Genomic DNA, 19,637 nt, shown 5'->3' with positions numbered 1-19,637 from the left:
CTTCACTCCAAGTCGTAAAATATGACCGATGAAATCATCAAGTTTCCATGCGCATTTTCACCACCAATGAATCTTCCTTGTTCACCAAAAGTAAATGGGCAAATAAAAGGACAGTCACCAATTTGTGCTTTGATTTGCTCATGAACTTTAGTGATATCAGATCCGAGAGTAAGCATTGAACCTGCGCAAAAAATCGCAATGGCACCTAAAATAGCGGTATCGTGATAGTTCCTGGTATTTACTTGCTTGAAAACTCTTGAGGCTCGAGTAATGAGCTGATCTCTTGAACCGGTCATTAATGTAACTTCATCACCTTCCTTAATATCCGTAAAAAGCTCTAATGCGCCACTTCTAGTCATCCTAACTGGATGCGATAGTTTGTAGTAAGGCTGTTGGTACAAGCTGCCAGCAATCCGACCCAATGGAAAACGTGTTACATGTTCAAAAATGTACTGCTCGCATATGTTCACGCTAGAATGATCACTAACCCACTCTTTATATAGTCTTTTAGCGGGTTCGTTGTCTATTTCTAAAATATAACGCCCACTAGCCTTAGTCACTATTCCAGAAAACTCGGTTGGTGAATAACCGGCACTAAAGCCTGTGTTTAAAGGCTTTGACGGAAAGAAAAGCTGAACGGCAAAGCCATCTTTCGTTGCGCCAGCCTCAGTGAAAATAGACCAATTCCCTTCAATCTGATTATCTGCGGCTGAGCCACCAATAATGGGGATCTGTGTTCCGAATTTATTATCAATAGATTGAATTAAACGTTCTTCATGTCCAGGTGTTGAATGCAAAATAATTAAACTAGGGACCTCGCCTATTCGGTTGGCATTAACCAATGCGTGATCTAATACTTGGTTGACTGTAGTTTTGATATCTTTCGGATTTGCCAAATCGGCAAAACCAGTACCAAATGCGCTAAAACTATTATCGTAAATTAATATCACGCCAATCACAGGCCCTTCAATGAAGCCATACTCTGTCATGACTCCTCGGCAGGAAGAGCATCCAATAATTGGAGTTTGAGGTAGATGTTTCGCAAGTTCTGATGACAAAAGGTTGGCTGAGTAATCTTCTGTGTAGTAACAAACGATACTCGATAAGTTATCTTTTTCTACAGATAATAATAATTCTTCAATTGCTTGAATAGGATCTGTTTTTTGAGTTGTTTTGGTAATAAGCCGCATACTGCATATGTATGTAGTCGTGTCCTGAGCTATTTATACTTTATATTGAGATTTGTATAAAATGATAAGTTGAACTCTTTAAGGCTTGTCTCGTATTTCATTCATTTTCTTACAAGAAAACTACATTTACTTTTCGATTATGCTGAATTTGACTGGGCTATTTAACGAATTTTGTTGAATTAGCCAATAGTCAGCATTGTGCGTAATTATGCCATTTGTTTGTATATAAACTTTAGGTGAAAACGGCGACAAAACAAGCTGCAGTGGGTTATCAGCACTTTTTACGATGGTAATTTTCTCACCATTTACAAATACGGAACAATTGGGGTTTGGGTTGCAAGTTTTTTGTTCGAGATTGTTATAAGAAAGAGTGCGCCATATGAAGGCGCCCATAAGAATTATTAGTGTGATGGTTATTTGAGCAAGTCTGTGTTTTGTAAGCTTTTCTGCAGCCATTATTGTGTGTTCCTCGTGTAACAAACTTCAAAGTTTTGAAATAAAAGAGCTAATCCAGACCAACCGTAAGGTTACTACTCTGTCATTGAATTGTTAATTGCAGTATAGTTGCGTATTGAAAATGCCACTTTTTTTTAAAGTCAGCAATAGTTAATAACGTTTTGATAAAACTCTATTTCTATTGTGGATTTGGGGGGCATTACGACAAGTGTCGTGTTGGAAGTAAAGTGTAGTTAATTAGAAATTGGAAGCATGCAAATGAGCCAAGAAAAGCAGCTTGAACAAAACTATAACTATACAGTCGTCCGTCAGTTTACCCTAGTGACTATTCTCTGGGGAATTGTTGGTATGGCTGTTGGTGTTTTGATTGCCGCTCAATTAGTTTGGCCACAGCTAAACTTTGATACGCCGTGGTTGACGTACAGTCGCTTACGTCCTCTGCATACTAATGCGGTTATTTTTGCGTTTGGTACAAGTGCCCTATTTGCAACATCTTATTATGTTGTTCAGCGTACCTGTCAAACTCGTTTATTTGGTGGTCCTCTTGTTCCATTTACCTTCTGGGGATGGCAAGCAATCATTGTATCTGCAGCGATAACATTGCCTCTCGGGTATACCTCGGGCAAAGAATATGCTGAATTAGAGTGGCCTATTGATATTGCCATTGCGCTAGTATGGGTTTCTTATGCTGTCGTGTTCTTTGGAACATTAGTCAAGCGTAAGACTTCTCACATCTATGTTGCAAACTGGTTCTTCGGTGCCTTTATCCTCACTGTTGCTGTTTTGCATATTGTAAATAGCATGGCTATTCCTGTCTCTATGGGTAAATCATATTCGATTTATTCAGGTGCGGTGGATGCAATGGTCCAGTGGTGGTACGGCCACAACGCAGTAGGTTTCCTACTGACGGCTGGTTTCCTAGGTATGATGTACTATTTCGTACCTAAGCAAGCTGAACGCCCTGTTTACTCATACCGTTTATCAATCGTCCACTTCTGGGCTTTAATCTCACTCTATATCTGGGCTGGTCCACACCATTTGCATTACACGGCTCTACCGGACTGGACTCAGTCTCTGGGTATGGTGATGTCACTAGTGTTATTTGCGCCATCTTGGGGTGGGATGATCAACGGTATTATGACCTTGTCAGGTGCATGGCATAAACTCCGTTATGACCCTATTTTACGATTTTTAATCGTGTCACTCTCTTTCTACGGTATGTCGACTTTCGAAGGTCCAATGATGTCAATTAAGACAGTCAATGCGTTATCGCATTACACTGATTGGACCATTGGTCACGTTCACTCCGGTGCGTTAGGTTGGGTTGCGATGGTTTCTATCGGTTCGGTTTATCATTTGATCCCTCGCCTATTTAATCAAGAACGCATGTATTCGGTAAGTCTAATCAATGCTCACTTCTGGTTAGCTACGATCGGTACAGTTCTTTACATCGTAGCAATGTGGATCTCAGGTGTAATGCAAGGTCTAATGTGGCGTGCGGTTAACTCTGATGGCACGTTGACGTATAGCTTTGTTGAGTCAGTACAAGCCTCTTACCCGTTCTATACTGTTCGATTCATTGGTGGATTTATCTTCTTATCAGGTATGTTCCTAATGGCTTACAACACGTATAAGACAATCAGCGCCCCTAACGATAGCCTAAAAGCTATTCCGCAACCGGCATAAGGAGATTGAAAGAATGAGTTCTAATTCTAAAAATCGCCATGAGATCATTGAACGCAATGTTGGTTTGTTGGCTATCTTTATCATTTTCGCGATCAGTTGGGGCGCTTTAGTTGAAATCACACCATTGATTTTCCAAAAGCAAACAACTGAGCCAGTAGAAAACCTTAAGCCTTATACTGCCTTACAACTTGAAGGACGCGATATCTATATCCGTGAAGGTTGTAACGTCTGCCATAGCCAAATGATTCGTCCATTCCGTTCTGAAACTGAGCGATATGGTCACTATTCGGTTGCTGGTGAAAGTGTATGGGAACATCCATTCTTATGGGGTTCTAAGCGTACTGGTCCAGATTTGGCTCGTGTTGGTGGTCGTTACTCTGATGAATGGCATCGTGTTCACTTAATGGATCCTCGCGAGCTCGTGCCTGAGTCAAACATGCCTGGCTTCCCTTGGTTAGCGAAGAACGTTTTAGACGGCGAGTTAACGCAGAGCAAGCTTGAACTGTTCCGTAACCAATTTGGTGTCCCGTACACGGATGAACAAATCGCGAATGCGGCGAAAGATGTAGAAGGTAAAACTGAAATGGATGCAATCATTTCTTATCTTCAATCTCTTGGTCACGCAATGAAGTAAGGAGGAATTATGGATATCGGTACTATTCACAGTATTTGGACCATAGTGTTGTTTGTGTGCTTTATTGGTGTGGTTTGGTGGGCCTACGGTAAAAACCGTAAAGCTCGTTTTGACGAGGCTGCCAACCTAATTTTTGCTGATGAACCACCAAAAACCTCTAAAGAACAAGGAGTGACTAAGTAATGACTACATTTTGGAGTCTTTGGATCATCGTAATTACCGTTGGTACATTACTTGGCTGTGCAATTGTTCTTGTTTGGTGCCTAAAAGATAAAATGGGTGTCGAAGAGGGTTCTGACATGGGGCACGAATACGACGGTATTCGTGAGCTAAACAACCCGTTGCCAAAGTGGTGGACATATCTGTTCGTGAGCACTTTTGTGTTCGCAGCAGTATATCTAACGCTTTACCCTGGCCTTGGCAACTTTAAAGGTGTGCTTGGTTGGCAAAGTTCAGACCAAAAGGTTCGCTCTCTTGAAGAATCAAAAGCATCGATTGAAGCATCACAGCAAAACAAAGTTCTAGTGCAATATGCTAAAGAGCTAGATGATGCAGATACCTACTTTGGCGAGGCATTCAAACGCTTAGCTTACAATGGTGATTCTGAATTACGCCCTATTCCTGAAATAGCAGCCGATTCTGATGCATTGAAGGTTGGTCAACGTTTGTTTCTTCAAAACTGTTCGCAATGTCACGGCTCAGATGCTCGTGGTCAGCGTGGCTTCCCTAATTTAACGGATAACGCGTGGTTGTATGGTGGAGAACCGGAAGCGATTGTTACCACCATCAGGCATGGCCGTATTGGTCAAATGCCTGCGTGGAAAGATGCGCTTGGCGAACAAGGTGTTAAAGAAGTGGTCAGCTATGCGCTTAGCCTTTCTGGTCGTTCTGTGAACGCAAGAGAAGCCGAAGCGGGTAAAGCGCGCTTTGTTGTTTGTGCTGCTTGTCATGGTACAGATGGTAAAGGTAATCCAGCGGTAGGTGCACCAGATTTAACAGACCAATATTGGTTGTTTGGTGATTCACGTGCAGATGTGACTCAAACTGTTATGTATGGCCGCTCTGGTGTTATGCCAGCTTGGATTGATATCTTAGGTGAAGACAAAGTTCAACTTGTTGCAGCTTACGTTTGGAGCTTGAGTAACACTGATAATAAGTAACATTTCAAAGGCAGCCCCTTTCTAAGGGGCTGTCTTTCCTTTATTTTATTAGCCTTCTTTATTTTGTTGTTGAGAACTTTTTTATGGTAAAGCCTTGGTATAAACAATTTTGGCCGTGGTTCCTGATTATTCTGCCACTGACTGTTGTGGTATGGACAATTGCGACGGTGATCGTTTTTTCTCAGAATTCAGTGTCATTAGTCACTGAGGATTACTATAAAAAAGGTAAAGGCATTAATATCGACCTTTCGAAAATCAACGAAGCAAAAGCACTCCACTTAAGCTCAGAGATTTATTCTGAAGGTAACGATATCGTTTTCAAATTTAACAAGGGTAAGCTTGACCATTACCCTGCAATTAAAATGATGTTTGCTCACCGTACATTGCCTGACCGTGATTTTACTCAGTTAGTGACATCTGACGCTCAAGGTATTTACCGTATTACCCTTCCTTCACCACTGCAAGGACCTTGGTTTATTGAGTTAACACCGCATGATGCTGAGTGGTTAATTCAAGGTCGAGTTACTTTCCCTGCCGCTACTTCAACTCAATTAATGAATTAAAATTATGTGCAAAGCGTGTTACCACTGTGGTGAAGATGTACCAGCCGACACGGATTATAAAGTTGAAATTTTAGGTGAAGAAAGGGACATGTGTTGTCCAGGATGTGAAAGCGTCGCTCAAACTATTATTGATAGCGGTCTTGTTTCCTACTATCAGTACCGCACCACTAAAGCGGATAAAGTTGATCTTGTTCCTGAACAACTTAAAGCCCTAATTCATTATGACAATGATGACGTGCAGTCAGAGTTTGTGCACAACCATGACGGCACCTCGGAGGTCACTTTGTCGCTTGATGGTGTTTCTTGCGCTGCTTGTGCTTGGTTAATTGAGAAACAGCTATCAAACAAAAATGGTGTGCTCTCTATTCGTGTTAATACCACAACTAACCGAGCATTATTAAGTTGGGACAAAACACAAACACGTCTCAGTGAACTTCTTTCTGTTATCCATAATTTAGGTTACAAAGCTGCCCCGTTTGAAGCGGATGCTCATGAAGCTGAGTATCATCGCTCAATGAAACAATACTTATATCGCTTAGGTATTGCAGGCTTGGCAACAATGCAAGTGATGATGTTGGCTGTCGCTCTGTACCTTGAAGTGTTTGGTGATCTTGACTCCGAGTTCCGTAATTATTTTCGTTGGGTAAGTTTGATCTTTGCAACACCTGTATTGCTCTATTCTGCACTGCCCTTTTATTTAAATGCATGGCGCAGTCTTAGAGGCCGAACTCTTGGAATGGATGTCCCGGTTTCTATTGCATTGATTTTTGCTTATGTGGCGAGTTTGGTTGCGACCGTAACAGAAAAAGGAGAAGTGTTTTTTGAATCGATTTCAATGTTCACCTTCTTCTTGTTGGTTGGCCGCTTTTTGGAAATGAGAGCTCGTAGAAAAGCTGCCGCTGCAAGTGGAAACTTGCTTAAGCTCATACCAGCTATTGCCAATACACTTGAGGGTGAACAGGTTCCTGTTAAAACCTTAAAACTTGGTGACAAAATCAGAGTATTACCAGGAGAGCACGTTCCGGCCGATGGTGTTGTCTTAGCTGGTCGCATTCATATCAATGAAGCGATGCTCACTGGAGAATCTGTCCCTGTTGTTAAGAAAGCAGGTGATGCAGTTTTTGCTGGTACATTAAACGGTGATGAATCATTTGAACTAGAAGTAACAGCTGCTAAAAAAGATTCCGTTATCTCCAAAATAGTGAGACTGCAAGATGAAGCACAGATGTCAAAGCCTAAAATTGCGGAGATTGCTGATGTAGTGGCACGATACTTTGTGGCCATTTTGCTAGTAATCGCAGCGGGTACTTGGTTGTACTGGCATCAAACCAAGCCGGAAGACGCGTTTTGGATTATGTTAGCCGTTTTAGTAGCTACCTGCCCATGTGCCCTATCCCTTGCCACCCCGACAGCAATAACCTGTGCGACATCTCGAATGGGTGATTTTGGTATTTTGCTGCGTAAAAGTCACGTGTTCGAAACGCTTTGCAAAGTGAATCATTTGGTTATTGATAAAACGGGGACATTAACCCATGGTGATATCGAAATCAGCGGTGTCGAGGTTGCTGGCGATATTGATAAAAATACATGTTTAGCGCTAGCGGCATCATTAGAAAAACATGCCAACCACCCCATCGCACGTGCTTTCCGAAGTTATAGCGATGAGCAGTATTCGGTCGATGATGTTCAAAATATCATTGGTTCAGGTATTGAAGGTCGCTATCAAGATAAAGTTATTTGTATTGGCAGTGCAGAGTATGTATTAGGAAATACGGCCAACCAACAGACAAACAGCATCTATCTGTCACTCGGTGGCCAGCATCTTGCTACTTTTACCTATCGAGACCCTATTCGCCGAGAAGCCAAGGCATTTATCGACCGTTTTCATAACGAAGGGATAAAGATAACGTTATTAACGGGTGATTCAGAGCTAAATGCAAACCATGTCGCCTCAGAGATGAACATTGATGCTGTAGTCTCCGGTGCAAAACCTGAAGATAAATTGAACTACTTAAAATCGCTACCAAGCAGCGATGTTTCGATGATGGTGGGTGATGGTATTAATGACGCACCGACACTCGCAGGTGCTCATTTATCTGTTGCTATGGGCGGTGGTACCGATGTCGCTAAAGCATCAGCCGATATGGTTCTGCTCGGTGATAAATTAGACAAATTGCTGGAAGCTAGGGTTTTAGCTATCAAAGCACGCAAAATCATCCGAGAAAACTTAGCTTGGTCATTGGGTTATAATTTAGTGATTTTGCCGCTAGCGGTATCTGGATTTGTTGCACCTTACATTGCCGTTGTTGGTATGTCAGCGAGTTCTATTATCGTTGTTTCTAACTCGTTGCGGCTATTAAAGAATCAAGGTAACTAAATGGAAAGTCTTTATATACTCATCCCTATTGCTATCGTACTTGTAACAGTTGCTGTTGTTATTTTTCTATGGGCAGTCAAAAGTGAGCAGTTCGAAGATTTAGAGCGTCAAGGCCACAACATCTTATTTGACGAGGATGAAAAACTAACCTCAAAAGAAGAAAAAAATGACGCCTGATTGGATTGGTGCATTTGTGATTGGTTTGCTTGGTGCGGGTCACTGCATGGGAATGTGTGGCGGTATTGCATCGCTGCTAACCCTTGGACAAACTAAAAATGCTCGTCTTCCAGTACTGCTTCTGTTCTACAATTGTGGGCGTATCGTTAGCTACATGTTAATCGGTGGCTTATTAGGCGGCCTTGCAGCCTCTATGTCTGAGCTATCGATGCTTAATCATTCCTTGGTTTGGTTAAGATTGCTTGCGGCTTGTTTAATGATTGTACTCGGCCTGTATGTTGGTCGGTGGTGGTTTGGGCTATTAAAGCTTGAAAAAATGGGCCAGCAACTATGGCGTATAATTTCTCCTCTTGGTAAGTCACTATTACCTCTCAAAAAGTCGTGGTATGCCGTGCCTTTTGGATTCATCTGGGGGTGGCTACCTTGCGGCCTCGTCTATTCAGTTCTCACTTGGTCTGTAGTTTCAGGTAGTGCGCTATCTGGTGCTTTTGTCATGGGGGCTTTCGGCCTAGGAACGCTGCCCGCAATGCTGCTGGTAGGTTACGGAGCCCATCAATTAAAAAAAATTCAACAATCTACAATATTTCGTCATTTTGCTGCGATTTTTATCATATCTTACGGCCTATATACGGCATATGGTGCAGTAAGTATTTTATCATCTACATGGTAGATGACTGATTATATGCGGCTTTTTTAACTATCCTTTAAGGTTAAGGAATGCTAAAATATTGATGTATATCAAATAGTGAAAGGTTGTTATGATTTCTGAAAAGCCTGCGGCAAAGCGCATTCAATCTGGTGGTTGTGCAATTCACTGTCAAGATTGCAGTATTAGCCAGCTTTGTATTCCCTTTACACTCAATGAATCTGAACTTGATCAGCTTGATCAGATTATTGAGCGCAAGAAACCGATCCAAAAAGGACAAGAACTGTTTAAAGCCGGTGATGACCTTAAGTCTCTCTATGCTATTCGTTCGGGTACAATCAAAAGCTATACCATCACAGAACAAGGTGATGAGCAAATTACCGCATTCCATTTAGCGGGTGATCTGGTTGGCTTTGATGCCATTACTGAAGATTTGCACCCAAGCTTTGCACAAGCACTAGAAACTTCTATGGTGTGTGAAATTCCATATGAGATTCTCGATGACCTTTCTGGCAAGATGCCAAAATTACGTCAGCAAATTATGCGTTTGATGAGTAATGAGATTAAAGGTGATCAAGAGATGATTCTTCTGCTTTCAAAGAAGAATGCTGAAGAAAGGCTTGCTGCTTTTCTATACAACCTCTCTACCCGCTTCTCTCAACGTGGTTTTAGCCCGAGAGAGTTTCGTTTGACTATGACACGCGGTGATATTGGTAATTACCTTGGCTTAACCGTTGAAACGATCAGCCGTTTGCTAGGCCGCTTCCAAAAATCAGAGATTCTGAGTGTGAAAGGAAAATACATTACTATTCTTGATCATGATGCATTAATGGGCCTCGCAGGCGTATCGAAAGAAACTAAGTAACTTCAATGATGTAGCCCTTAAATGAGCTACATCATACTTCTACTAAAATCCCAATGTATTTGCTAAAACTCTTGTCTGTTATAAGCTAAAGTAGCATTAACACCCTTCTCCACACTTAAGGAGTTGTTATGAGTATTTACAGCAAAATTTTAGTTGTTGCCGACATTAACCATGACGAGCAACCAGCCCTTGCTAGAGCGATGCAACTGGCCAAACAGAGCTCATCTACTAGCCACATTACTTTTTTCCTATCAATATATGATTTCTCCTATGATATGACCTCCATGCTCTCTCTCGATGAGCGTGATGCGATGCGTCGTGGTGTGATTCACCAACGAGAGCAGTGGATGAAGAATGTGGCAGGACCTTATATTGATGGGTCCGTTCAATTTGATGTTAAAGTCGTCTGGCATAACCGCCCTTATGAAGCAATCATTGCTGAAGTGTTTGCTGGTGAGCATGACATATTGATCAAAAGCACGCGCAAGCATGATATTTTGGAATCGGTCATTTTTACTCCGACGGATTGGCATCTTTTACGCAAATGTCCAACCCCTGTCCTGCTGGTAAAAAATGCAGATTGGCCGGAAAATGCCAATATTATTGCATCAGTTCATGTGGGATCTGAAAACCCAACCCATTTAGGTCTGAATGACTGCATGGTCGAACAACTTAAAAGTTTGACCGCTCGTCTGGGTGCGACACCTTACCTTGTCAATTCATACCCAGTCACTCCAGCTAATATTACTATTGAATTACCAGAGTTTGACCCAACAACTTACAGCGATGCCGTTCGTGGGCATCACTTAACATCGATGAAAGCGTTGAGACAAAAACACGGTATTGATGAATCCCAAACGCTGGTTGAACAAGGCTTACCCGAAGATGTCATCCCTCAGTCAGCAGAAAAATTGAATGCAGCGATGGTTATTCTAGGAACCACTGGACGTACCGGTTTGTCAGCGGTGTTTATTGGCAACACCGCTGAGCAAGTGATAGATAAAATCAATTGTGATGTTTTAGCGCTAAAACCTAACGGTTATGTCAGCCCATTAGATCCTAAAACTGCAATTTAGTCTCATTAATCATCAACTATCTGATCCCCTTTGCTAAGATAAAGGGGATTTTTTACATTCTCTGTTTGTTAGAACTAGCATCTGAGCTATTTATCCGTATCATACGCACTTCATTTTGTTTTGAAGATTAAAAGACAACAAGCTGATGACAGAGCAAACTCAAGAGCGCACTAAGGCTCAACAATACAATTTCAATAAACTTCAGAAGCGTATTCGTCGTAATACTGGTCAGGCAATTGCTGATTTCAATATGATCGAAGATGGTGACCGCATCATGGTATGTCTCTCTGGAGGAAAAGATAGCTTTACCATGCTTGAGATTCTGATGAGTCTTCAAAAAAGTGCTCCTGTCTCCTTTGAACTTGTTGCTGTGAACTTGGATCAAAAACAGCCAGGATTTCCAGAACATATTTTGCCTGAATACTTAGACAAACTCGGTGTTGAGTACAAAATTGTTGAAGAAGATACCTATTCGATCGTTCAAGATAAAATACCAGAGGGAAAAACGACATGTTCGCTTTGTTCTCGTTTGCGTCGTGGAATTTTGTATCGCACCGCTAAAGAAATTGGCGCAACCAAGATAGCTCTAGGCCATCATCGTGATGATATTCTTGAAACTCTGTTTTTGAATATGTTTTACGGCGGTAAGATCAAAGGCATGCCACCAAAGCTAGTGTCAGACAACGGTGAGCATGTGGTGATTCGTCCGCTTGCCTACTGTCGAGAGAAAGACATCATCAAATATGCTGCAATGCGTGATTACCCAATCATCCCTTGTAATTTATGTGGTTCTCAACCAAACATGCAGCGTCAAAACATCAAGCAAGTATTGAATGGTTGGGACAAACAGTTTCCTGGGCGTATTGAAACCATGTTTAGTGCGATGCAAAATGTCGTGCCAAGTCACCTAGCCGATTACAACTTGTTTGATTTTAAATCGATAAATCGAGATTCGGGTGTTATCAATGGTGGTGATATTGGTTTTGATAAAGAAGAAATGCCAATTCCTGTAATTAATGACGAAGACCGAGTCATGGAGTTTGATCCAAACTTAAAACTCGATGTGACTAATCTCTGAGAAATCGACTAAAGAATAGAACGTTGCCGTACAGGGCTGCTTATTAGCAGCCCTGTATTGATTTTACTTCTTAGCGTTGGGAAGGTAAGGCAAAACTCGGACGGTTTGCTCTGGTAGCTGCATGTAGCCACCATTACCGATTTGTTCTACCGCTACTTGAGCTTTACCGTTTTTTATCGCAATGGTTTGACCGTTGCTCAGCACAATATTTGAGTCAAGATTATTAGCGAATTCAAGTGTTACACCTGATACATCCGGTGTAAACCAACTGGCAAACATCCCGCCGAGCTCTTCAAGTAAGCTTTGCATTTGAGGGAGCAATGTAGCCACTTGCTCATAACTTACCTGTCCTTCAAATGGCTTTTTAGTCATTACTACAGTTGAAAAATCACAACGCATATCCTGTGGAGTATCAACAAAGATCAAAGGATTGGCTTGGCGTAAATTGTCATCTAAGGGCAATAAAAGCTCATGGTTAATGCTGGTACTAAGTTCCTCGTAATGCTTTTCTTTTTCCATCCACGCTTTTTCTATTGGGCAGAGTTTTTTGGTTTGCGCGTTGACGAAAAAGAAACCGACTTTGACATCTTTATAATCATCTTTCACGTTGTTCTTCAACTGAGAAAACAGTTTAGAGTACGTAAACATATATTCTTGTGCTTGAATCGGAAATGAAACACTAGCGCTAAACACCAAAGTCGTAAGTAGAGTTAAGGGTGATTTTTTCATTGTTATTATCTATTCTGTCCAGAATTGTTGGTTATGGCGCATCATCGATTGAAGATCTTGAACATAGGCTTCACCTCGTTCTGAGTATTTAAGTAACCCATTGACCATTTCCATGGCACTGTCAGCGCTAAGTAGGTTTGCATTGTTTTCTCTAAGCCCGTAACGAATTTCACGTAAATCGTAGTACGCGGCATTTCTATTCACGTTCATAAAATAGCGATGAATAGATTCTTGTTCTGAGCTAAAGCTGGCGACTTCATGTGTCATACCTTCTCCACGTTTGAGTGGAATAAGACCACAACCATCACTGTAACACCACTGACCAAAATAGTTGTTCCCCTCTGTAGCAAAGCGAGATGTCCCCCAAGCTGATTCATTAGCCGCTTGAGTCAGAACCAATGCTTCAGGCAACACATCAACACGATGAAGCATGTCGTCTATCCATTTCTGATCTACGCCTTGCTCACTAAGTGACAAATCATAATTTTCTGCCAGTTTTTTAGCTTGCTTTATATTGTCATTAGAGAGTTTATTCGCGAGGAAGTTATCCTTAATATTGTTAAGGGTTTCTCTTTCTTGTAGGACTCGTCTATTTTCCCAAGCAACACCGGGTTTTAAAAATGAGAAGAAGGTGTGCTTTTTCTCATTGATATCAGTTATTTCAGCAAAGTTGGGAGCCTTACCAACAATATGTGCATCTTGTAACTCAGGAACATTATGGTAATACGTCGTCTCTGTTGAGGTTTGTTGTACATAATATACGCTACAACTTACAGCAATGAGGCTGAAAGTAGCTAATAAGATTATTTTACGCATTGAACACCTGAGAGTTGTCGTTACTATCTGATTGATTTGTCGCTGCTATTTTAAGTTTGATGCCAAACATATTGCGATAAATGATGCCTTTTGCATGGAAAAAGAAAGGCAATACAAAAATGAAACCGATGCCATAAAGTAGAGCAGCAGTAATGAACATCACCATAACGACAAGGTAAATCATTGCGATAGGTCCGATTTTTTTGTTTACCGCTCGCAATGATAAAAGCAATGATTGCATTGGTGGCACTCGCTTTTCACAAATCAGCAAGATGGAGTTACTGAATGCCAATGACAGGTAAAGAGAAAGTAGCGGAAAAATCATTCCAGCAATCCCTTGTAGCACCAAGCTAAATAGTGTCGCTAAAATAACCGGAATGGTAAACTGCAAACCTTTGGCAATATGTCTAGGCTGCGTTTTTAGCCCTGCCGCATGGCTCATTGCCATTAAGCTTACGCCTGCAAAAATGGGCGCACTGACCACTTCGTAACTAAAATTAGCTACAAAAATAGCTTCAACGATACTTTGAGTAAATCCATCAGGTTTTTGTAGTGCATCTAAAATAATAGATGGCTCACCTAATTGCAGTTTTAATGCAATATAAAAGATAGCTAACTGTACAAACAGAAGAATGACAATTGCTGGTGTAAAAGAGATAAATTGCTTAATTGTGCAGTCCCATGCTTCTTTAAGGACTGCTCCAGCCTTAATATCACAGTCCCCTTTTAGAGCGCGTTCTACGCTTCCGCCTAGGTTGAAATCTTTTTCGATATCGTTATTCATAAAATGTCCTAGACAGCAATAATAATTCTGCTGTCTGAATTGAGTCACAAAATTCGTTTCATTATACCGCAATGCAGTTTAGTCCAAAATCAGAACTCGAAACTGATCTTGCATTATGAGTTATTTGGTTGATAATTAATCAATTTGATGCGTTTAATCATGGTCGAATGACTATGGTAAGCAATCTTAGCTAAGACCTACAAAACTTTTTCTGTATCAAGATAAGAAAAAACTTTGAATTCACTCTTTTGATGATTATGATTCGCGCCTCAAGCGCATATGGCAGCAGGCCGTATCATAGGCATCCCTAAGAACAAGGTGGGAGAAAAACAGACGTTGAACGCAAAAAAATCAGTAGGAAAACCAGTAGTTCGTCTTTCTGGTATTAGTAAAAGTTTCGATGGTAAGGAAATCATCGGCGGGTTAAACCTTGATGTTAATCACGGTGAATTTTTAACGATACTTGGACCTTCTGGCTGTGGTAAAACAACAGTATTAAGAATGATTGCAGGTTTCGAAACTGCTGATAACGGAAATATCATTCTTGATAATCAAGATGTCACCCAAATTCCTGCTGAACAGCGACACGTTAACACGGTATTCCAAAGTTATGCTCTGTTTCCGCATATGACGGTGTTTGAAAATGTTGCGTTTGGCTTACGTATGCAAAAGGTCCCTACTGCAAACATTGAACCTCGTGTAATGGAAGCACTACGTATGGTTCGCCTAGACAGTATGGCACAGCGTAAACCTAGTCAACTCTCTGGTGGTCAACAACAACGTATAGCGATTGCGCGAGCTGTCGTGAATAAGCCTAAAGTGCTGCTACTTGATGAGTCTTTATCGGCACTTGACTACAAATTACGCAAGCAAATGCAGATGGAATTAAAACAACTGCAACGTCAGCTTGGTATCACCTTTATCTTCGTAACACACGATCAGGAAGAGGCACTATCAATGTCTGATCGCATCATTGTTATGCGTGACGGGAAAATTGAACAAGATGGTTCTCCACGTGAGATTTATGAAGAGCCGAAAAACCTATTCGTGGCACGCTTCATCGGCGAGATCAACGTATTTAACGCTGAAACGCTAGAGCGCATTGATGAGAAACGCATTCGAGCCCATATCGAAGGTGTTGAATCCGTGGTGTATCACGACCAAGATGTACAACCCGGACACAAATTACAAGTATTGTTGCGCCCTGAAGATCTTCGCATCGAAGAAATCAAAGAATCGGAAGAAAGAGGCATTGTGGGCCACGTGACAGAGCGTACCTACAAAGGAATGACTCTTGAATCTGTCGTTGAATTAGAATCAGGCATGCGTGTGACTGTAAGCGAATTTTTCAACGAAGATGATCCTGATGTTGATCATTCTCTTGGTCAAAAAGTTGCAATAACTTGGGTGGAAAGCTGGGAGGTAGTACTCGATGATGAGCAAGAAGCTTAGTCTTCAAAATGCTATTATCACACTGATTGTTGGGTGGTTAGTACTGTTTGTATTGATCCCAAACCTAATGATTATCGGTACTAGCTTTTTGACTCGTGATGAAGCGAATTTAATCGAGCTTACATTCACACTGGATAACTATACGCGTCTACTAGATCCACTGTATGCCAAAGTGCTAATGCACTCTTTTTATATGGCCATTGTGGCAACCTTGCTGTGCTTAGTTATCGGTTATCCGTTTGCTTATATTGTTGCCAAGATGCCTGCAAAATGGCGTCCTATCATGCTGTTCTTGGTGATTGTGCCCTTTTGGACCAATTCACTGATCCGTACTTACGGATTAAAAATTGTTTTAGGCACACAAGGTATCTTAAACCAAGCATTACTTGGTTTAGATATTATTGATAAACCATTACGTATTATGTACACCGAAACCGCTGTGATGATTGGTTTAGTTTATATCTTGCTTCCTTTTATGATTCTTCCGCTCTATTCAGCGATTGAAAAGTTGGATGGTACTTATATAGAAGCAGCGCGCGACCTTGGCGCCAATAAACTTCAAACTTTGCTAAAAGTTGTTTTGCCACTGACGATGCCTGGCATTATTGGCGGTTGCTTACTAGTGTTACTGCCTGCATTAGGAATGTTCTACATTGCTGACTTGTTAGGTGGAGCGAAAAACTTATTGATCGGTAACGTAATTAAGAGTCAGGTTCTTAATGCTCGCGATTGGCCATTTGGCGCTGCGACCAGTATTGCACTCACTCTTGCTATGGCGGTGATGCTGTATGCTTACTACCGTGCTGGTAAGTTATTGAATAAGAAAGTGGAGCTAGACTAATGGCAAAAACAATTAGATTTAGCTTTATGAGCTTGGTATATGCATTTTTGTATTTGCCAATCATTGTGCTGATCGTTAACTCATTTAATGAAAATAAGTTTGGTATCAAATGGGGTGGATTTACCACTAAGTGGTACCACGCTTTGGCTGCCAATGACAGCTTGGTTCAAGCCGCCTGGCATTCACTCAATATTGCCGTGTTTTCAGCCACCGCAGCAACCATTATCGGTAGCCTGACGGCTGTTGCCCTATTCCGTTACCAATTTAAGGGAAAGCGTGCAGTTAATGGCATGTTGTTTGTTGTGATGATGTCCCCAGATATTGTCATGGCAATTTCGCTACTTGCACTATTCTTAGTATTAGGTGCTCAGTTAGGTTTCTTTACGCTGCTGATTGCCCACATTACTTTCTGTTTACCTTTTGTTGTGGTGACAGTTTATAGCCGCCTCAACGGGTTTGATGTGAAAATGCTAGAAGCGGCAAAAGATCTGGGTGCTGGTGAATGGGTTATTTTGAAAAAAATTATCCTGCCACTGGCTAAACCTGCGGTTGCTGCTGGTTGGTTGTTGAGTTTCACACTGTCTTTAGATGATGTGATCATTAGCTCGTTTGTGACTGGCCCTACTTATGAAATTCTACCGTTAAAGATTTACTCAATGGTTAAAGTGGGCATTTCTCCGGAGGTAAATGCTTTAGCTACGGTAATGTTGGTTGTTTCTTTGCTACTGGTTATTGCATCACAGTTGATAGCCAAGGAAAAAGTACAGTAGAATTGCCAAGTTGTAATACTTTACACGAAGCAGAATGGCAGTCAGTCATTCTGTTTTTCTATCTAACGCCTACAACGTAGGTAACGTTTGGTTTGGAGCTAACGTCAATGAAAAAATGGGCTACTCTATTAGCTGGTAGTGCATGTGCGCTTTCTTTGTTCTCTGGAGCAGTAACAGCGGACGAAAACAAGGAACTAGTCTTCATGAACTGGGGGCCGTACATCAATAGCAGCCTCTTAGAACAGTTTACTAAAGAGACCGGCATCAAAGTGATTTATTCAACTTATGAGTCGAATGAAACTTTGTATGCAAAGCTAAAAACACACAATGAAGGTTACGATCTTGTGGTTCCATCTACCTACTTCGTGTCAAAAATGCGCGATGAAGGCATGCTACAAAAGATCGATAAATCGAAATTAAGTAATTTCCAAAACCTTGATAACAACTATCTAAATAAACCCTATGATCCTAATAACGATTATTCGATTCCACACGTAGTTGCTATCACTGGCCTAGCCGTTAATACTGATATGTACGATCCTAACGACTTCCAAAGTTGGGGGGATCTCTGGAAACCGGAACTAGCTAGTCAGTTGATGCTAATGGACGATACTCGTGAAGTTTTCCATATTGCACTTCGTAAGTTAGGTTATTCTGGTAACACAACAGACGAAAAACAAATCGATGAAGCTTACGCTGAACTACAAAAGTTAATGCCAAATGTATTGGTTTTTAACTCCGACAACCCTGCTGCACCTTATCTTTCTGGTGAAGTAGGCTTAGGTATGTTGTGGAATGGTTCTGCTGCTGCTGCGCAAAATGAAGGTTTACCCATTAAGCTAGTTTTCCCTAAAGACGGTGGTATTGGTTGGGTTGATAACTTCGCCATCAGCTCTGGTGCGAAAAACGTAGAAGCAGCACATAAGATGATCGATTTTTTGCTTCGTCCTGAAATCGCTGAGCAAATTTCTCGTGACACTGGCTATTTAACTGGTGTGAAAGCTTCTAATGAGAAATTCAAAGACAGCCCTGCTCTGTTCCCATCTCAAGAAGATTTAGATCGAGTTGAGTGGCAAGCGGCTGTCGGTGACAAAACTGTAAAATATGAAGAGTACTTCATGAAGCTAAAAGCTGGCCAATAATTCGTTAAAAAGTAGGAAATAGGCAGCATTCGCTGCCTATTTTCGTTTAAAATGATATACTTTGTGCTCTCGCATCACGCACTCTTGCCTAGTTAGCTTTGGCACCGACTAAAATGGAACCGTAATGAAAAGTAAATTGTATGCAGGCGCACTATGCGCAGCGACTCTATTCACTACCCCTGCAATGGCTGCAGACCAAGAACTTTATTTTTATAACTGGTCTGAATATATCCCCCGTGACGTACTAGAAGACTTTACCAAAGAGACCGGTATTAAAGTTATCTATTCAACCTATGAATCCAATGAAAGCATGTATGCTAAATTGAAAACTCAAGGTTCGGGTTACGACCTTGTCGTTCCATCTACTTATTTTGTATCGAAAATGCGCAAAGAAGAGATGCTGCAGGAAATCGACCATTCTAAACTCGCACACTTTGCTGACCTTGATCCTAATTACCTAGACAAGTCTTTTGATCCAAATAATAAATATTCAATTCCTTACATCTGGGGTGCAACCGGTATTGGTATTAATACTGATATGCTAGATAAGTCATCTATTAAAAATTGGGGTGACTTATGGGATGCGAAATGGGAAGGTCAATTGATGATGATGGATGACGCTCGTGAAGTCTTCCACATTGCGTTGAGTAAATTAGGTTATTCAACCAATACCACTAACCCAGAAGAAATTAAAGCGGCTTACGAAGAGCTGAAGAAACTTATTCCTAACGTACTGGTGTTTAATTCCGACTTTCCGGCTAACCCTTATTTGGCTGGTGAAGTCTCATTAGGAATGCTTTGGAATGGTTCGGCTTACATGGCACGTCAAGAAGGTGCATCAATTGATATTATCTGGCCAGAGAAAGGGGCAATTTTCTGGATGGATAGTTTAGCAATCCCTTCTGGAGCCAAAAATGTTGAAGCAGCTCATAAGATGATCGACTTCTTACTACGCCCTGAAAATGCAGCGAAAATTGCTCTAGAAATTGGTTACCCAACGCCAGTTAAAACCGCGTATCAGTTATTGCCAAAAGAGTTTGCCAATGATCCAAACATTTTCCCTCCCCAATCAGTAATGGATAGCGGTAGTTGGCAAGATGAAGTGGGTGAAGCCAATGTGCTTTATGATGAATACTTCCAAAAGTTAAAAGTAAACAATTAGTTCAAATACCATTTAAACAAACAGAAAAGCGGC

General features: G+C 41.3%; 21 protein-coding genes. 16 read left to right on the top strand and 5 right to left on the bottom strand.

From position 1 onward, the window contains the following. Positions 1-2: 2 nt before the first annotated feature. Both AACW06_RS02545 and AACW06_RS02540 read right to left on the bottom strand, forming a co-directional pair. Complete coding sequence (locus tag AACW06_RS02545) at positions 3-1,190, bottom strand: FIST signal transduction protein (RefSeq protein WP_192073851.1); 1,188 nt, start codon at positions 1,188-1,190, stop codon at positions 3-5. A gap of 126 nt (positions 1,191-1,316) precedes the next feature. Then, complete coding sequence (locus AACW06_RS02540; RefSeq protein ID WP_192073850.1) at positions 1,317-1,646, bottom strand: hypothetical protein; 330 nt, start codon at positions 1,644-1,646, stop codon at positions 1,317-1,319. Between the two features lie 258 nt (positions 1,647-1,904). Here AACW06_RS02540 and ccoN point away from each other — a divergent pair, with 258 nt between their 5' ends. The 11 genes from ccoN (at position 1,905) to ttcA (ending at position 11,908) form a co-directional block, all read left to right on the top strand. Continuing rightward, positions 1,905-3,332, top strand: coding sequence for a cytochrome-c oxidase, cbb3-type subunit I (gene ccoN / locus AACW06_RS02535; RefSeq protein WP_053311549.1), 1,428 nt, complete (start codon positions 1,905-1,907; stop codon positions 3,330-3,332). Between the two features lie 13 nt (positions 3,333-3,345). Further along, positions 3,346-3,966 carry a cytochrome-c oxidase, cbb3-type subunit II gene (gene ccoO / locus AACW06_RS02530; RefSeq protein ID WP_053311548.1) on the top strand — a complete coding sequence of 207 codons (621 nt, stop codon included), beginning with the start codon at positions 3,346-3,348 and terminating at the stop codon, positions 3,964-3,966. Positions 3,967-3,975: 9 nt separating this feature from the next. Continuing rightward, positions 3,976-4,149, top strand: coding sequence for a cbb3-type cytochrome oxidase subunit 3 (locus AACW06_RS02525; RefSeq protein ID WP_192073849.1), 174 nt, complete (start codon positions 3,976-3,978; stop codon positions 4,147-4,149). Then, a complete protein-coding gene (gene ccoP / locus AACW06_RS02520) occupies positions 4,149-5,126 on the top strand; it encodes a cytochrome-c oxidase, cbb3-type subunit III (protein ID WP_053311546.1) in 978 nt (325 codons plus the stop codon). The genes AACW06_RS02525 and ccoP overlap by 1 nt, the downstream gene beginning before the upstream one ends. A gap of 83 nt (positions 5,127-5,209) precedes the next feature. Next, a complete protein-coding gene (locus AACW06_RS02515) occupies positions 5,210-5,689 on the top strand; it encodes a FixH family protein (RefSeq protein ID WP_192073848.1) in 480 nt (159 codons plus the stop codon). Positions 5,690-5,693: 4 nt separating this feature from the next. Continuing rightward, positions 5,694-8,066, top strand: a complete 2,373-nt coding sequence (locus tag AACW06_RS02510) for a heavy metal translocating P-type ATPase (protein ID WP_192073847.1) — start codon at positions 5,694-5,696, stop codon at positions 8,064-8,066. After that, a complete protein-coding gene (gene ccoS, locus AACW06_RS02505) occupies positions 8,067-8,243 on the top strand; it encodes a cbb3-type cytochrome oxidase assembly protein CcoS (RefSeq protein ID WP_053311543.1) in 177 nt (58 codons plus the stop codon). Further along, on the top strand, positions 8,233-8,913 hold the full coding sequence (locus tag AACW06_RS02500) for a sulfite exporter TauE/SafE family protein (RefSeq protein WP_192073846.1): 681 nt from the start codon (positions 8,233-8,235) through the stop codon (positions 8,911-8,913). The genes ccoS and AACW06_RS02500 overlap by 11 nt, the downstream gene beginning before the upstream one ends. Positions 8,914-9,001: 88 nt before the next feature. Beyond that, on the top strand, positions 9,002-9,754 hold the full coding sequence (locus tag AACW06_RS02495; protein ID WP_192073845.1) for an FNR family transcription factor: 753 nt from the start codon (positions 9,002-9,004) through the stop codon (positions 9,752-9,754). Between the two features lie 128 nt (positions 9,755-9,882). Further along, on the top strand, positions 9,883-10,830 hold the full coding sequence (gene uspE / locus AACW06_RS02490; RefSeq protein WP_192073844.1) for a universal stress protein UspE: 948 nt from the start codon (positions 9,883-9,885) through the stop codon (positions 10,828-10,830). Between the two features lie 145 nt (positions 10,831-10,975). After that, positions 10,976-11,908 carry a tRNA 2-thiocytidine(32) synthetase TtcA gene (gene ttcA / locus AACW06_RS02485; RefSeq protein WP_192073843.1) on the top strand — a complete coding sequence of 311 codons (933 nt, stop codon included), beginning with the start codon at positions 10,976-10,978 and terminating at the stop codon, positions 11,906-11,908. A gap of 63 nt (positions 11,909-11,971) precedes the next feature. Here the strand turns inward: ttcA and AACW06_RS02480 are convergent, their stop codons facing one another. The 3 genes from AACW06_RS02480 to AACW06_RS02470 are packed head-to-tail and all read right to left on the bottom strand — an operon-like array spanning position 11,972 to position 14,237. Continuing rightward, positions 11,972-12,637 carry a DUF2987 domain-containing protein gene (locus AACW06_RS02480; RefSeq protein ID WP_192073842.1) on the bottom strand — a complete coding sequence of 222 codons (666 nt, stop codon included), beginning with the start codon at positions 12,635-12,637 and terminating at the stop codon, positions 11,972-11,974. Between the two features lie 9 nt (positions 12,638-12,646). After that, on the bottom strand, positions 12,647-13,453 hold the full coding sequence (locus AACW06_RS02475; RefSeq protein WP_192073841.1) for a glucosaminidase domain-containing protein: 807 nt from the start codon (positions 13,451-13,453) through the stop codon (positions 12,647-12,649). Further along, a complete protein-coding gene (locus AACW06_RS02470) occupies positions 13,446-14,237 on the bottom strand; it encodes a hypothetical protein (protein ID WP_192073840.1) in 792 nt (263 codons plus the stop codon). Before AACW06_RS02470 ends, AACW06_RS02475 begins: the two co-directional genes overlap by 8 nt. Positions 14,238-14,555: 318 nt before the next feature. On the opposite strand from AACW06_RS02470, the gene potA reads away from it, so the two are divergent. From potA to AACW06_RS02445, 5 genes are all read left to right on the top strand, one after another. After that, positions 14,556-15,689: a spermidine/putrescine ABC transporter ATP-binding protein PotA gene (potA, locus tag AACW06_RS02465; RefSeq protein WP_192073901.1), complete on the top strand. Its 1,134-nt coding sequence runs from the start codon at positions 14,556-14,558 to the stop codon at positions 15,687-15,689. Next, positions 15,673-16,530, top strand: coding sequence for a spermidine/putrescine ABC transporter permease PotB (potB, locus tag AACW06_RS02460; protein WP_171375537.1), 858 nt, complete (start codon positions 15,673-15,675; stop codon positions 16,528-16,530). Before potA ends, potB begins: the two co-directional genes overlap by 17 nt. Then, positions 16,530-17,300 carry a spermidine/putrescine ABC transporter permease PotC gene (gene potC / locus AACW06_RS02455; RefSeq protein WP_192073839.1) on the top strand — a complete coding sequence of 257 codons (771 nt, stop codon included), beginning with the start codon at positions 16,530-16,532 and terminating at the stop codon, positions 17,298-17,300. The genes potB and potC overlap by 1 nt, the downstream gene beginning before the upstream one ends. A gap of 107 nt (positions 17,301-17,407) precedes the next feature. Next, on the top strand, positions 17,408-18,442 hold the full coding sequence (locus AACW06_RS02450; RefSeq protein WP_192073838.1) for an extracellular solute-binding protein: 1,035 nt from the start codon (positions 17,408-17,410) through the stop codon (positions 18,440-18,442). Positions 18,443-18,566: 124 nt separating this feature from the next. Then, positions 18,567-19,604, top strand: coding sequence for an extracellular solute-binding protein (locus AACW06_RS02445; RefSeq protein WP_053311532.1), 1,038 nt, complete (start codon positions 18,567-18,569; stop codon positions 19,602-19,604). Positions 19,605-19,637 lie beyond the last annotated feature (33 nt).

It is taken from the genome of Vibrio sp. S12_S33 (genome assembly GCF_963889785.1).
GTDB classification, from domain to species: Bacteria; Pseudomonadota; Gammaproteobacteria; order Enterobacterales; family Vibrionaceae; genus Vibrio; species Vibrio aestuarianus.
The sequence above is the reverse complement of the archived record's forward strand: the minus strand, read 5'-3'. Positions and strand labels throughout refer to the sequence as shown.

Bases quoted from the DNA above. Each gene is read 5' to 3' on its own strand.
- potB (WP_171375537.1), top strand. From the start codon at position 15,673: ATGAGCAAGAAGCTTAGTCTTCAAAATGCTATTATCACACTGATTGTT.
- AACW06_RS02540 (WP_192073850.1), bottom strand. From the start codon at position 1,646: ATGGCTGCAGAAAAGCTTACAAAACACAGACTTGCTCAAATAACCATC.
- ccoN (WP_053311549.1), top strand. From the start codon at position 1,905: ATGAGCCAAGAAAAGCAGCTTGAACAAAACTATAACTATACAGTCGTC.
- AACW06_RS02450 (WP_192073838.1), top strand. From the start codon at position 17,408: ATGAAAAAATGGGCTACTCTATTAGCTGGTAGTGCATGTGCGCTTTCT.
- AACW06_RS02510 (WP_192073847.1), top strand. From the start codon at position 5,694: ATGTGCAAAGCGTGTTACCACTGTGGTGAAGATGTACCAGCCGACACG.
- AACW06_RS02470 (WP_192073840.1), bottom strand. From the start codon at position 14,237: ATGAATAACGATATCGAAAAAGATTTCAACCTAGGCGGAAGCGTAGAA.
- AACW06_RS02480 (WP_192073842.1), bottom strand. From the start codon at position 12,637: ATGAAAAAATCACCCTTAACTCTACTTACGACTTTGGTGTTTAGCGCT.
- uspE (WP_192073844.1), top strand. From the start codon at position 9,883: ATGAGTATTTACAGCAAAATTTTAGTTGTTGCCGACATTAACCATGAC.
- potC (WP_192073839.1), top strand. From the start codon at position 16,530: ATGGCAAAAACAATTAGATTTAGCTTTATGAGCTTGGTATATGCATTT.
- AACW06_RS02515 (WP_192073848.1), top strand. From the start codon at position 5,210: ATGGTAAAGCCTTGGTATAAACAATTTTGGCCGTGGTTCCTGATTATT.
- AACW06_RS02500 (WP_192073846.1), top strand. From the start codon at position 8,233: ATGACGCCTGATTGGATTGGTGCATTTGTGATTGGTTTGCTTGGTGCG.
- AACW06_RS02445 (WP_053311532.1), top strand. From the start codon at position 18,567: ATGAAAAGTAAATTGTATGCAGGCGCACTATGCGCAGCGACTCTATTC.
- AACW06_RS02525 (WP_192073849.1), top strand. From the start codon at position 3,976: ATGGATATCGGTACTATTCACAGTATTTGGACCATAGTGTTGTTTGTG.
- ccoS (WP_053311543.1), top strand. From the start codon at position 8,067: ATGGAAAGTCTTTATATACTCATCCCTATTGCTATCGTACTTGTAACA.
- ccoP (WP_053311546.1), top strand. From the start codon at position 4,149: ATGACTACATTTTGGAGTCTTTGGATCATCGTAATTACCGTTGGTACA.
- AACW06_RS02545 (WP_192073851.1), bottom strand. From the start codon at position 1,190: ATGCGGCTTATTACCAAAACAACTCAAAAAACAGATCCTATTCAAGCA.
- ttcA (WP_192073843.1), top strand. From the start codon at position 10,976: ATGACAGAGCAAACTCAAGAGCGCACTAAGGCTCAACAATACAATTTC.
- ccoO (WP_053311548.1), top strand. From the start codon at position 3,346: ATGAGTTCTAATTCTAAAAATCGCCATGAGATCATTGAACGCAATGTT.
- AACW06_RS02495 (WP_192073845.1), top strand. From the start codon at position 9,002: ATGATTTCTGAAAAGCCTGCGGCAAAGCGCATTCAATCTGGTGGTTGT.
- AACW06_RS02475 (WP_192073841.1), bottom strand. From the start codon at position 13,453: ATGCGTAAAATAATCTTATTAGCTACTTTCAGCCTCATTGCTGTAAGT.